This is a genomic window from Anoxybacter fermentans, from assembly GCF_003991135.1.
GTDB classification, from domain to species: Bacteria; Bacillota; Halanaerobiia; order DY22613; family DY22613; genus Anoxybacter; species Anoxybacter fermentans.
Map to the genome: position 1 here is coordinate 3,220,310 of NZ_CP016379.1, position 14,281 is coordinate 3,234,590.

General features: G+C 34.0%; 8 protein-coding genes and 4 pseudogenes. 8 read left to right on the forward strand and 4 right to left on the reverse strand.

Annotation, left to right across the window (positions count from 1 at the left end; genetic code table 11):
• The first annotated feature begins 10 nt into the window (after nt 1-10).
• The 6 genes from BBF96_RS14625 to BBF96_RS14650 all read left to right on the forward strand — a co-directional run bounded on the left by BBF96_RS14625 (nt 11) and on the right by BBF96_RS14650 (nt 7,406).
• Nucleotides 11-481: a tripartite tricarboxylate transporter TctB family protein gene (locus tag BBF96_RS14625; protein WP_164731125.1), complete on the forward strand. Its 471-nt coding sequence runs from the start codon at nt 11-13 to the stop codon at nt 479-481.
• Nucleotides 482-493: 12 nt separating this feature from the next.
• A complete protein-coding gene (locus tag BBF96_RS14630) occupies nt 494-2,017 on the forward strand; it encodes a tripartite tricarboxylate transporter permease (protein ID WP_127017836.1) in 1,524 nt (507 codons plus the stop codon).
• Nucleotides 2,018-2,084: 67 nt separating this feature from the next.
• Complete coding sequence (dapA, locus tag BBF96_RS14635; RefSeq protein WP_127017837.1) at nt 2,085-3,002, forward strand: 4-hydroxy-tetrahydrodipicolinate synthase; 918 nt, start codon at nt 2,085-2,087, stop codon at nt 3,000-3,002.
• Between the two features lie 375 nt (nt 3,003-3,377).
• On the forward strand, nt 3,378-4,172 hold the full coding sequence (locus BBF96_RS14640; RefSeq protein WP_164731126.1) for an IclR family transcriptional regulator: 795 nt from the start codon (nt 3,378-3,380) through the stop codon (nt 4,170-4,172).
• Nucleotides 4,173-4,296: 124 nt separating this feature from the next.
• The gene (locus tag BBF96_RS14645) at nt 4,297-5,790 is read left to right on the forward strand and encodes an L-fucose/L-arabinose isomerase family protein (protein ID WP_127017839.1); all 1,494 of its coding nucleotides are present in this window, start codon (nt 4,297-4,299) and stop codon (nt 5,788-5,790) included.
• 77 nt (nt 5,791-5,867) lie between these two features.
• On the forward strand, nt 5,868-7,406 hold the full coding sequence (locus tag BBF96_RS14650; RefSeq protein WP_127017840.1) for an FGGY-family carbohydrate kinase: 1,539 nt from the start codon (nt 5,868-5,870) through the stop codon (nt 7,404-7,406).
• 102 nt (nt 7,407-7,508) lie between these two features.
• On the opposite strand, the pseudogene BBF96_RS17550 reads toward BBF96_RS14650, so the two are convergent.
• From BBF96_RS17550 to BBF96_RS17555, 4 genes and pseudogenes are all read right to left on the reverse strand, one after another.
• Nucleotides 7,509-8,732: pseudogene (locus BBF96_RS17550) on the reverse strand (IS110 family RNA-guided transposase).
• Between the two features lie 926 nt (nt 8,733-9,658).
• A pseudogene (locus BBF96_RS17655) lies at nt 9,659-10,961 on the reverse strand (IS1634 family transposase); the annotation flags it as partial.
• A 283-nt stretch (nt 10,962-11,244) separates the two neighbouring features.
• Nucleotides 11,245-12,447 carry an ISL3 family transposase gene (locus tag BBF96_RS14670; RefSeq protein ID WP_127017843.1) on the reverse strand — a complete coding sequence of 401 codons (1,203 nt, stop codon included), beginning with the start codon at nt 12,445-12,447 and terminating at the stop codon, nt 11,245-11,247.
• 252 nt (nt 12,448-12,699) lie between these two features.
• Nucleotides 12,700-12,825 (reverse strand): annotated as a pseudogene (locus tag BBF96_RS17555) (IS256 family transposase); the annotation flags it as partial.
• Between BBF96_RS17555 and BBF96_RS14675 the strand changes: the two are divergent.
• Nucleotides 12,817-13,047: pseudogene (locus tag BBF96_RS14675) on the forward strand (ABC transporter permease subunit); the annotation flags it as partial. The pseudogenes BBF96_RS17555 and BBF96_RS14675 sit on opposite strands and share 9 nt — an antisense overlap.
• A 23-nt stretch (nt 13,048-13,070) precedes the next feature.
• Nucleotides 13,071-13,937, forward strand: a complete 867-nt coding sequence (nikC, locus tag BBF96_RS14680) for a nickel transporter permease (protein ID WP_127017845.1) — start codon at nt 13,071-13,073, stop codon at nt 13,935-13,937.
• The last annotated feature ends 344 nt before the right edge of the window (nt 13,938-14,281 follow it).

Sequence of the window (14,281 nt, forward strand, 5' to 3'; positions counted from 1 at the left end):
GGTGATTGATTTGGATCAACAATCAAAATTTGACATACTAATAGCTATTAGTTTATCTCTTATAAGTTTCTTAGTTTTTTGGATTAGTAAAGATTTTCCTACATTACAAAACGGGATTGGTCCGAGTGCGTTTCCTAAAATATTAGCTGGATTACTTATAATTTTTAGTATTGTTCTTGTTTTTAAGGCGGTAAGAAATGAATCTAAAAGACCAGCCATTTTTAAAGGATTTACGAAAGGTTTAAAGCTTATTTTGGTGGTTGTTATAATTTTGATTAGTTACATAAAAGTAATAGAAATTTTAGGTTTTATATTATCTTCCAGTTTGTTATTGTTTATTTTGATGTTTATTTTTGGTGAAAAAAGAAAAATGGTTCTAACTTTAGTACCAATAGGTTTTACAGTGATTTTATATCTAGCATTTAAGAAATTAGCGATGGTTCCTTTACCGGAAGGAATTATTGAAAAACTTTTTGGTTAGGGGGAAATAAAAATGATTCATTTCTTATTAAAGGGTTTTTCAATAGTTTTTTCTCATCCAATCAATATATTAGTTGTAATTTTCGGAGTTGGAATAGGAATTATTATTGGAGCTATGCCAGGTTTAACTGCAACTATGGGGATAGCTATAGCTCTACCTCTTACATTTGGTATGCCTCCAGAAGTAGGATTAACATTATTATGTAGCATTTTTATTGGTGGGATTCATGGTGGAGGAATTCCAGGGATCTTAATAAAAACTCCTGGTACTCCAGCTTCGGCAGCTACTATATCAGATGGTTTTGCTTTAACAGAAAAAGGAGAGGCTAGTAAAGCTTTAGGTATTCATGCTTTTTCATCATCAGCTGGAAGTTTTTTGGCCACACTTATTCTAATTTTTGCTTCTACTTTATTAGCTAACTTTGCATTGAAGTTTGGTGCAGCGGAGTACTTTTTACTAGCCATTTTTGGATTAAGTATAATTTCTGCAGTAACTGGTAAATCAATACTGAAAGGCCTCATTGCAGCAACATTAGGGCTTTTAATCTCTACAATTGGTTTGGATCCAATTATTGGATTCCCTCGTTTTACATTTGGTAATTATAATTTAATGAATGGTTTTTCCTTAGTTCCAGCTTTGATAGGACTGTTTGCAATTTCTCAAATTTTTTCAGAGATAGAAAATATAGACGTTTCTATTGTAAAGGCTAAGAAAGTTAAGGTGAATTTACCTAGTTTCAAAAATATAAAGAAATGTTTTCCTACAATAATTCGTTCTGCGATTATGGGGACATTTATTGGGGCGATCCCTGGTCCAGGAGCTATTTTAGGTTCTTTTATACCGTATGGAGATGCAAAAAGAAGATCAAAAAACCCTGAAAAATTTGGGCAAGGAGCATTAGAGGGTATAGCTGCAGCAGAATCTGGGAATAATTCGGCTGCAATAGGAGCGTTAATTCCTACACTTACCTTAGGAATACCGGGGGAGGCTGCAACTGCTGTTTTACTAGGTGGACTTATGATCTTAGGATTACGACCAGGACCTATGCTTTTTAAAGATAATCCTGAAATTGTATATACGGTTTTTGCTAGCATAATGTTGGCAGCTTTAGTATTACTTATCGAGGGTTTATTTTTAGCTCAATATATGGGTAAGCTTATTACAATACCAAAGAAAGTATTATTACCTAGTATATTGTTATTATGTATTATTGGCTCATTTGCAATAAGGAATAGCGTTTTTGATATAGGGGTTGCTTTAGGGTTTGGAATATTGGGTTATTTTTTAACTCAATTAAATTATCCGGTTGTTCCTATTTTATTGGGTTTAATATTGGGACCAATAGCTGAGTCCAATTTTCGAAGGGCTTTAATAATTTCTAAAGGGAGCTTTATGATATTTTTTAATAATTGGCTTGACATAGGTTTAATTCTGTTGACCATAGTTTCGTTGATATTAGGTTTTAAAATGAACCAGAGTTTAAATAGAATAACCAGAGAATCATCTCATCTGAATGAAAAAGTACAAAAGGGTTAAAATGTGACGAAGTTAATCAAATTTTACTTAACTTTATAAATTAATTATTTTGGAAGGAGGAAGTTTTATGTTCAACAAAGAAACTTATGGCAAAATACTTGTACCAATGGTGACTCCTTTTAAAGAAGATCAAAGTGTAGATTATAATGCCGCTGTAGGTGTAGCTGAAAAATTGATTGAAGAGGGTAAGGCAGATTCGATAATAGTTGCGGGAACAACTGGTGAATTTTTTACAATGAATTTTGAAGAAAGAGTAAAACTTTTTAAAGTTATTAAAGAAGCAGTAGGAAACAAAATTCCTCTAATTGCGGGGACAGGTTCAGCTTCAACGGTGGAAACTATCGCATTAAGTAAAAAAGCAGAGGAATTAGGTTATGAATTAGTAATGGTTGTTGCGCCCTATTATACCAAACCCAATCAAAACGAGATTTTTAATCATTTCAAAAAAGTAGCTGAAGCGATTGATATTCCAATGATCCTATATAATATTCCTATATTTACTGGTGTAAATATTGATCCCGAGACAGTAGCCAGACTTTCAGAGATAGAGAATATTGTTGGTATTAAAGAAGAAGCTGAGTTTAATCCTAAACAGGTCACTGAGTTTATTAATGTAACTCCTGACGATTTTATAATTTATAATGGAGATGACACTATGGTTATAGAAACTTTTGCTCAGGGAGGAGAACAAAGAATAGGAGGTGTAGTTAGCGGGGGGTCTCACCTTATAGGAGAACATATGCGAAAAATGATTGAAGCTTTTCTTGAAGGTAAGGTTCAGCAAGCAGCAGAGATGCAACAAAAGTTCCTGCCCTTATTTAGAGTCCTGGGACAAAATGGACGTACCAACCCTGTTTCTCTTTTAAAAGAAGCTATGAAGATGGTTGGATACAATGCAGGAATACCCAGATTACCATTGACCCCTGGTACAGAAGAAGAAAAGGAAGAGATTAAGAAGGTAATGAAGAAGCTTGAGATTATATAATAAAAAAAATTTCCCTCCCGTTCTTGTAAGGAATGGGAGGGCTTTATTTGATTAATAAGTTTATAAAAAATAGGATTTTGCGAATGTTTTTAATGACGAGTAGAATTGTAAAAATTTATTTAGTTAGAATATAAAAATACAAAAGATAATTAAATAAATATAAGATCTAAATATTAACTATAAATACACAATCTAAATTGTACTGAAGAAATAACCTGATAAATAGAATGCTTTTTCTCCAGTTTGAGGAGGAAATTTTTTAGGAAGTATCCAAATATAGAAACAGACCACAGTTTGATTGAATAAGAATAAGTTCAACATAAAAATTTAGTGATGTTTTTAAATTTAGAAATAATTTTTAAGGGAGTGTCTAAAATGGCAAAGAAAATTATTCAATCTATCGACAGAGCTTTACAGGTTCTAGAATTATTTAGTTTGGAAAAACCAGAGTGGGGAGTAACTGAAATAAGTAAGGCTTTGAACATGTACAAAAGTCATGTGCATAATATCTTATCAACTCTTGAAGCAAAAGATTTTGTTAAGAAAGATCCTATAACGGAAAAATATAAACTTGGTGTAAAGCTTTTTGAGCTAGGAAGTGTTGTTCTTAAAGAGATGGATTTAAGAAAGATTGCCCTTCCATATATAGAAAAACTATCAAAAGAGTTCAATGAAACAGTACATTTAGGGATTTTAACTGAAGGAAGTGTTTTATCTATAGAGCTGGAAGAATCGGCTCAAAGTTTGCGTCCTCGTATCTTTATTGGTAAAAGAGCTCCGTTACACTGCACAGCTGTTGGAAAGGCGATTATGGCTTATCTTTCTGAAGATGAGTTTGATTATATTGTAAAAGAGAAAGGTTTAAAAAAATATACAAAAAATACAATTACGGATGTAGAAGAACTTAAAAAAGAATTGGAAAAGATTCGACAACAAGGGTATGCAGTAGATAATAATGAACATGAGGATGGGGTATGTTGTGTGGCGAGCCCTATTCGGAATCATACAGGAAAAGTTATTGCTTCGCTGAGTGTTTCAGGTCCGGCATTTCGGATAAACGAAGACAATATACCTAATATTGCTAGAAAAGTTAAGGAATACTGTAATCAGATATCTGCAAAAATGGGCTATACTTTAAAAACCGCTAAAGATAATGTTGATTTAAATTAATGTATTTTTTGGCGTTTCATTCCTGGGAGATCTACAAGGTGGTTAATTATTAGACTTTAAGGAAAGGCATTAACACAAATTATTTGACTTAATAAAAATAAAATTTTAATAGGGGGTAATTTTTATGAAATCAACAGCTATAGGTTTAGTAATGATTAATGATGAAAGAGAACATGTATATACCCAGAATAATGCAGAAAATATGGCGGTATTAAAAAAATGGGCTGAAGTTATACGAAAAAAAATAAAAAATGTTGATGGAACTACTCCTGAAGTGATAGTAGGTTCAGAAATCATTACAAGTGTAAGAGTGGCTCAAAGGGTAGGGGAAGAATTATCAAGAGCAAATGTTAAACAGGTAATTATGTGTTATAATGTATGGAATTTTCCCTTTTTAGCCTGGCCCTTTTTGAATACATTGGGACGAGACATACCTGTTTTAAGTCTTTCGAATAACAATGGTAAGTTTCCTGGTAATGTGGGTTTGTTAGCTACAGATGGGAGTTTGCGTCAGGCAGGAATCAGAACCCATAGAATAGTTGGCGAGATAGATGATGAAGAGACACAAAATAAAGTAATAGATTGGATAAGAGCTAGTTTAGCATTAACAACTATTCAGAATGAAGTATATGGTTTATATGGCGGACCTTCCATGGGAATGGAGACAGGATATTTTCATTTAGTTCCTACCCTAAAAACTTTAGGAACTACTGTAAGACAGATTGATCAATACTTATTAATTAAAACTATAGAAAATGAAGTAGATGAAGATGAAGTAGAAAAAGGGTTAAAGTGGTTCGAAAAACTATTGGGAGATCGTTTGCTATATGATGGAAAGGTACTTACCCCAGAGACTTTAAAAAATCAAATACGAATTTATTTAGCAATGGAATTGTTGAATGAAGAAAAGGGATTTGATTTCTGTGGTTTGAAGGGGCAGAGAGAATTGACAGAATATTATACTCTGGGTGATGTACCTGAGATGCTTATGAATGATCCTTATGACTGGCGTGGAAGTAAGGAATCAGTTGTTTGTGCAACAGAAGCTGATGCTAATGCAGCTTTGACAATGCAATTATTAAAATATATTAGTGGTGGTTTACCAACATTATTTATGGATGTAAGACTCTATCATCCAGATAAGGATATTTGGGATATGTGTAACTCAGGAAATCATTCCAGTTACTATGCTAATTTAAGTATGGATGCTGAAGAAAACTTTAAGAAAATTACTTTCCATCCAGCTTTAGAATATTATTTTAAAGCCGGAGGGGCTTCAGTGGAATTTGATGCAGCTGCTACACCTTTAACTTTTGCTAGATTGGGCTTCTGGGATGATGAACCGTATATGGTAATAATTTCAGGTGAAAGTGTAGAATTACCTGCTGAGGAAAGAAAAGCATTAAATCAACAAACAGACCCAACATGGCCTCATGTCCATGCAAAATTAGATTGTTCATTTGAAGAATTTATTGATGTTTTTCCGGCAAATCATATTCAAGCAGTAGTAGGTGATAAAGTAAGGGCACTAAAATATTTGTGTGAAATTGCAGGAATTAAACCTATTATTTTAGGTTCCAAAGAATATAAAGAACCAATTTGGAAGCGGATTAAGTAATAAAAAGTTAAAAGACACGGTTTTATAAAACCGTGTCTTTTGCCAATATTCAATAAAAATTGGAAGGAGGAAGGAAATTGAGTTATTTAGTAGGAGTAGATGTTGGAACTCAGGGTACTAAAGCTGTTATGGTTAATACTGAAGGTAAGATTATTGCTACAAGTTATAAAGGTTATGATGTAATTAAGCCCCAACCTTTATGGGCTGAACAGTGGCCAGATGTTTGGTTAAATGCAACGTATTATACTATTAAAACAGTAATTGAAAAGGCGAATCTTGAGCCAGGGCAGATTAAAGGGATTGCTATTAGTAGTCTTTATGGTGGTTCTGGAATTCCTGTAGATAAAGAGATTAAACCTGTGGCTCCCTGTTTAATTTGGATGGATAGACGTGCAGAAGCTGAGGTTAACTGGGTTAAAGAAAATATTGATTTAGAAGAGCTGTACAAAATTACCGGTAATACTGTAGATTCTTACTATGGATTTACCAAAATGCTTTGGATAAAAAATAATTGGCCAGAGGTTTGGAAAAAAATTAACTTATTTTTGCCACCAAATTCATATATTATTTACCATTTAACTGGTGAAATAGCTATAGATTATTCTTCTGCTGGCAATATAGGTGGAATATTTGATATAAAGGAAAGAAAATGGTCTATAAAAATGTTAAATCAATTGGGAATACCTTTGGAATATCAGCCTCAAAGGTTAGTTGCATCTCAAGAAGTGGTTGGGGAGATTACTAAAGAGGCGTCGGAGAAAACAGGACTGAAAGTCGGTACACCGGTAATTGCAGGTGGAATTGATGCTGCAGTGGCTACTTTGAGTGCAGGAGCTTTTAAAGAAGGAAATCATGTGGCGATGATAGGTACATCTATGTGTTGGGGTTTTATAACTGAAAAGACTAATCTTTCTTCGAAATTAGTCAGTATGCCTCATGTAATTGATCCCTTGAATAAGGTATATACTTTTGGCGGTGCAGCCACTGCTGGAGCCGTGGTAAGATGGTTCCGTGATGTTTTTGGCCGTCAGGAATTGGAGGTAGAAAATAAGTTAGACATTAATGCTTATAGTTTATTGGAATTAGGAGTTAAAGATATTCCTGCAGGTTCGGATGGTTTATTAGTTTTACCCTATTTTATGGGTGAAAGAAGTCCTATTTGGGATAGTAATGCTAGGGGAACAATTCTCGGTCTTAGTCTTTACCATAGTAAAGGACACCTATATAAAGCATTTATGGAGGGTGTAGCTTATGCGTTAAGACATAATATGGAAGTAGTAACTGATACTGATCTAAAATTGGATGATGAGATAATTATGGTTGGTGGTGTAAGTAAGTCGATGGTATGGCCTCAAATTTTTGCTGATGTAACTGGTTATCCTATAAAAATTATAAAGTATGATGTAGAAGCTCCTTTGGGCGATGCGTTATTAGCTGGATTGGGGACAGGTGTAATTGATAATCCTGAAATATTAGCTGAGTGGTTAAAGTATAAAACAGTTATTAAACCCAATGCTAAAAACAAAGAAATATATGATAGGTATTTTGAAGAATATAAGAAAGTTTATTTAAATCTAAAAGAAAATATGAAAGTAATTAACCGGATAAAAAAATAAGTTAAACTATTCTGAAAACTAATTTTAAAGAAAAAAAGACCCTCCTAAGTTCTGTTATTTCTTTAAAAACAGAACACAGGGTCTATGTTTGAATGTAAATTTCTATGCACTTTTTTTCTCTATGTTAATATTGTAACCTAGCTTTTCTAACTTGCGAACCAGGTTATGTACAATTTTACCCTCTTTTCTTTTTTCAAAGTAATCTGCACCAAGTTCCTGATACGGCTGATTTTTCTTCAAAATGTGATAAACAATTGTTAGAATTGTGTGGGCAACAGCTATGCAGGCACGATTAGACCCGCGGCGGGCGGCAAGCCTGCGGTATTAGGCGGAAAGATAAGTATTTTTTGTTCGAGAGGCTGACCTACTGGCTTCAACCAATGTTGACCGAAGATGCTTATTTCCTTTTGTCGTTCGTCCGGATTTCCGCTTTCCGGCACTTTCATTGTTGCCTGGAGCTATTCCGGCCCATGATGCCAGATGCTTAGATGAAGGAAATCTGTCCATATTTATACCGATTTCTGCAATAATTTGTTCAGCAATACGTCTTCCAACTCCCGGAATAGTATCTAAAAGCTCCAGGCAATGTTCAAAAGGGCGCATACGTCTTTCGATTTCAAGATTAAGCTGTTCAATTTGTTGGTCTAAGAAGTCAATGTGCTTTAATTGGACAGATAAAATCATTTTTTGATGGTGCCCAATAAGTCCCTCTAATGCTTTTTCTAAGAGAGGTATTTTATTTCGTAATTTACCTTTTGCTAATTAGGCAATAACTTTTGGATCAGGTTTATCACTATTGATAAGTTGTTCAAGCATTTTACGTCCGGATTTGCCCAAAATATCAGTAGCAACAGAAGAAAGTTTGATATTAGCACCTTCTAAAATTTTTTGCAAACGGTTAACCTCTCTGGAACGTTCATCAATTAAACTGCGGCGATAGCGAGTTAGTTCCCGTAATTCTCTCTGTTCACGGTTGGGGATATAGCTGCCTTTTAATAAGCCATATTGCAAAAGTTCAGCAATCCATTCAGCATCTTTAACATCAGTCTTCCGCCCTGGAACAACCTTGATATGTCTGGCATTTACAACAAGTGTTTCAATCTGTTCAACTTCTAAAAGATTATAGATGGGTTTCCGATAAACACCTGTACTTTCCATTGCTACACAGCTGCATTTATTTTGCTTAATCCAATCAACAAGTTCTAAGATGTCAGCCATCATAGTACCAAAAGTTCTAATTTCTTTGCCTTCAGGAGTTAAGATGCAAGCAGTGATACTTTTTTTGTGGACATCCAGACCACAACATCTTTCATGAAGTATTTGCATATGTATCACCTTCTGGAAGAAAATCAAAGAAAAGAAATGAAGTTAGAGCGACAACTTATTTTATAAAAAAACAATCTATTCTGCGTGCTTTCCTGAAAAAGGAAGCAACAGTCAGTGATACATGAAAGTTGTCGGGGTCCGTCTATAAGTCGGACTCACAGTACCAGTTAGCTTCGACCTCTACATCTAACTTCAATATTATATTTATTATATAACAATTGTTGGACAAAGTATAGTTTTCATAGTTCAGATGGTGATGCAAAGCATCATGAGGGTCTATAAGGTAAAACCTTTTTTGGTATGACTTAAATATGTACCATAACCAAAGAGCAACTCCCATGGGGTTGCTCTTATTAGTAAAAATATTAAACCTGAGTTCTACACCTCATAGGTAAAAAAATATCTAAGTAAAAGCCGTAATTATAACATCCATAAAGGTTTGACTCCTTTTTAGAGCTGTACCTATGATTTTGGCTCAATTTTTGGATACCCTGAGGGCTTTTTGATTCCCATCATTTCAAGGATCTTAAGCTGTTCCTTGGTTAATTCCGTACATTGATATACCTTTCCAGAATTAAAAATAAACTTTCCTATTTTGATTTTATCTAATTCATAGCGAAGATTTCTCCAGGTCATCTTTGTAGCATTTTCTGCAACCCTAACTAATAATAAAGCTAGCCATGATAGTAATACATGGGCTCTGATTCTCTCTTCTAATCGATGATATACCGGTCTTATCTCTAAGTTATTTTTTAGTGTCCGGAAAGAGTCTTCTATCTCTATCTATTCTGAAAATAAACTTTGGTGAGCTGAAAGGTAAATTAATCAAAAAAATAGTTAGTTTAACCAATTATTGAAACAGACTATCAAAATATTGAAAAAATAAGCAAAAACAAAGTTTAATTTTCATTCTCAGTTGGTGATGCGAAAGCATCATGAGGGTCTATAAGCTGTTTATATCCTAAAGCTACATTTTCATCTGAAAGGGTATTATCTGATGTGGTAATTAAATATTTGCCGTCAAATTTTTCTTCTTCTCTGACCTTCATCCTGTTAAGCTTTAAGCGACCATCTTTTAATTGCCTGATATACTTGCCATAGGTAGGATGAGACCCTAAGTTACACATAGCTTTAGTATGTGTTTTACCGGATAATTGTCTTAGAAACTTTAACTGGCTTTCTATTTCTTTGATAATCTGTTCTCTTTGTTCTTTCTGCCTTTTGGCTTCTAAAGGATTATAGGCTAAAACATAACGCTTTTTTGCTTCACCATCACCAACTATGATTTCTTTTATCTCAAGGTTATCTTTAATCTTTTGATAACGTCCTGAACGGGCCAGGGCTTCTTTTACTTCTTTCTTGCAGGAGCGAAGTTTTTTTCCCATTATGTAATGGCCACCTGCTCTCTGTAAATAGCGTTTGTTTTCATTTGAAGCAAACACTGAAATGACTCGACCTAATTTCCAGCCCACCAGGTCATCTTTAACTTCCTGAATAACAGATATATCAGAAGTATTACCAGGCCAGACCCAGCTTTTAATAGGAGTACCATCTCGAGTGACAGCTAAACCTATAACCATTTGGACTAAATCAGGCCTTTTATCCTTTTCGGGTACCTCGTCTGGTTGAACTTCAAAATAACTGGAGGTGGTATTAAAAAAGAGGAGATTTACTTCCAGATTTAATGAATGAGCAACTGAATTAAATACCTGTTTTTCCAGTTCATCTTTTACCTCTAAAAGAAAATCATAGATTATGTATTTTTACCGATTCCAATCCGGGGATAAAAACATCATCAGCTACCCATTGCTCTATAGTCAGCTTACTGGAAGGATTCAAGGCCCGGTTGGCAACTATGGTAAAAATTAAACGTTCTATATCAACTTCATAGTTTCTGTTTTTAAGCAGTTTAGCAATAATGGCATCAAAACGGAAGAATCGCCAAAGTTGATTCAGCGCCCAAACACCACCAAATTTTTTGGCAAGGACAAAAGAAAACTCAGTTGCTTTGGTAATTTTATCTTTAGCAAACATTGCCTTTTCAGGATTCAGGTAACGGTTAATGCTATCTACCAGACGTTTTAAAACCTTTTGGTCTAATTGATCCTCCCTTCCAAAAGAGTAGATAACTTTAGTTTTGGAATAACCGGTTTCTGGATCCCAGTAATTATGGCAAAGCTGGAGATATGAAACTTTAGTACCGTCAACGAGTTTAGAAGTAGTTTTTTTTTCAGATACATAGTAGCTATCTTATATCATAAAATATCATTAATGTGAAGTAAAAAATATGTTTTATTGTACCTATGAGATTTTGAGATTTTAAAATGAGGATTATTGATATTTCGGCAATCTTACTTCAAAATTATTTTGAAAGTACCTATTTACTGTCGAACTCGAGTATATTTTGAGAAGAAAAAATATAATTTTTCTTGGCTCTCCGTCAAATGTTGTGAAAGATAAGTTGGCTCCGTTGAATTGATTGGTAAATTGATTTTGAAATAAACATTTAAATTTAATAACTTAACATTGCATTAAATACTCTTCTCCTTAGATTCATAACATTTGGAACACCATATCCAATCCTTTTGATCAATTTAATCTTGTTATTGATACCCTCAGCAAAGCCATTGGTTATCTTATTCTTAAAATAATTTAGTATTTTTTCTTCCCATCTTTGTATTATCTTTTTTACCTGGTAAAAAGGCATCAGCTTGCTTTTTATTATTTCTTTATACCACCTTTTTAGAGCTCTGGTGGCTTCTTTCACATCATCTAGCTGCAATAGGTCTCTGAATTCCTCTTTTAATTCCCAGGCCTTTTCTAGAGCTGGACTGAGTTCAAATAATTTGATGAGCTTTTCATGTTCTTCATCTGTCAATTCTTCAGCTCGTTTTTGGAGTAATAAACGAATTTGAAAAAACTTTCTTCTCTGATGATTATTTACTGTTTGTTGAACTTGTTTTCTAACTTCATCAAGGGCTCTGTTCATTAAAGTTACAAGATGAAATTTATCTATAACAATTTTTGCATGAGTAAATGCTGCATCTGCTACTGCTTTGAACGGCCGCCACATATCCATAGAGATCGATTGAATCTGTCGTCTTTGTTCATCTTCCCAACAATTAAAGTAGTCAATTAAATCATCCTTTTTGCGAGTAGGTAAAATGTCAATTAACTCCCGATTAATTGGATCTGTAATGCTAACTCCATATTTATGGCGTTTTAAAACTGCAAATTCATCGATACTGATGGCTTTTAATTGACTAAGTTTTGAAACTTGTTGTTTAATGAGAGGGTCAACTACTTTTTTAACTGCATTATTAACAGCTGTATAACTTAACCCGTTTTCTCTAGCAACTTTAGAATAATCCTTGCTGACAGTTTCTTTAGCAAGATATTTATCAAAGCGTTTGGTATTACGGGCATATTTATCAATACTTTCATATTTTTCAGGGATACCCCTCTTATGACAATAAGGACAACGATATCTTTTCTTTAGAAGTCTAATGATTACTAGTTTACCTCTTATGGGGATGTCTCTAATATTTTGCCATTTTGTATCATGGATTTTATTAGTGATATTACCACACTGAGGACACACAATGTGATTTTTCTTTGCTTCAGCGATAAAAATATATCTGTCCTCCGTTGAAATAATTTCAGTTGCAATAATGTCTGGCAAATCAAGAAATTTTATGATATTATTATATTGCATTTGCTGGACTCCTTTCTTTGGTTTTTAGTTCGCAACTAATTAATTCAACGGAGCCAGCAAATGCCTTTTTATTTTTTATAATTTTTTCTTCACAACATTAATTATAGACCCTTTTTCTTCTTAAATGATTTAAAATATAGTTGAAATTGTTTTAAACGTATGGTAACTTTAATAAAAATAAAATGATGTATTCAATGATTAAGCTATAAAAAGCTAATTTGATGATATCAAGAATTTTGTGTAAATAAATTTTTAAGATTCATAATGCTCTTTGAAAAGTTGTTGTAATTGTTCTTTAGCACTTAAAAAACCTTTCATTTTTCTATTACTCCATTTGGCATTATAGTCAATAACTTTCAAATAAATAATCTTCTCAGCGTGGTTGGTTTGCAGTTTGGTCTTTTGCTTGGAGGTGCTGTTTTAACTGAAACTATTTTCTCATGGCCCGGAATTGGAAAGCTTTCCTATGATGCTATTATGGCACGGGATTTTCCTCTTGTGCAGGGAGCAGTTTTAGTTATTTCAATGAGTTTTGTTTTTATAAATTTGATTGTAGATATTACTTATTCTTTTATTGATCCTAGGATTCACTATAGTTAGCCGGTAGGAGAGGAGGGCGTAGTATGGTAAAGAAGAAAGATAAAGTTTCAGATAACCTCTGGAAAAATGCCTGGAAACGGCTTTTGAAAAATAGGGCAGCTGTTTTGGGAATGGTTATTATCGCACTGATTGTATTTTCTGCGATTTTTGCACCGTATATAGCACCCTATGATCCAATAAAGCAGAATATACTGGCCCGGTATAAACCACCTTCTGCTAAACATTTATTGGGTACTGATGAACTGGGCAGGGATATTTTAAGCAGAATAATTTACGGAGCCAGATATTCTTTATTGATTGGAATTATTTCCATTAGTCTGGCTTTAATATTTGGGATAATTTTGGGGGTTCTGGCTGGTTATTATGGTGGTCTGGTTGATCTTTTAATTATGAGAGTTGTTGATATTATGTTGGCCTTTCCATATATTTTATTGGCCATTGCCATCGTTGCTATTTTGGGGCCTGAACTTCGAAATGCAATGATTGCAATTAGTATCGTTAATATTCCTAGATTTGCCCGGCTCATTCGCTCTTCTGTTCTTTCAATTAAAGAGAGTGAATATGTTCAAGCGGCTAAAGCTTTGGGGGCTTCTGATTTAAGAATTATTATAAAATATTTACTGCCAAATAGTATGGCACCACTTATTGTTCAGTCTACATTAAGTATTGCCTCAGCTATTCTTAGTGCAGCAGGGTTAAGTTTTTTAGGACTGGGTGCCCAACCTCCTACTCCCGAGTGGGGAGCTATGTTAAGTGATGCCCGTTCTGCTCTGCAGCTGGCTCCCTGGGTTGTTACTTTTCCAGGTATTGCAATTATGCTTAATGTATTGGGTTTCAATTTATTAGGTGATGGATTGCGAGATGCTCTGGATCCAAAACTAAAAAATTGATAATTTGGTACATTGCCCCTTTGAACAATTGCTTAAAGGGGCTTTTGATTTTACTGCAAAAAGCTAATTTTGAGCGACATAGAAATTTTTCGCCAAATCATCTTAGCGAGATTTCCGACGAAATAAGGCCTCATCACAGGAGGTGATGAGCTAGTTCTAAGGGCCAGGAGGGCCCTTTGATTAGGAAGCTTTATTTCGGCGGAAATCGAGCTTTAAATAATTCGAAAAATTTCTCAAGAAGCGAAAAATTAGCTTTTTGCAGTTTAATCAGAAATAATAGAAAAACATAAAATTTAACTTGAAAATGATATGAGTTTAATGGTAACATGGCGATAGAAATACCC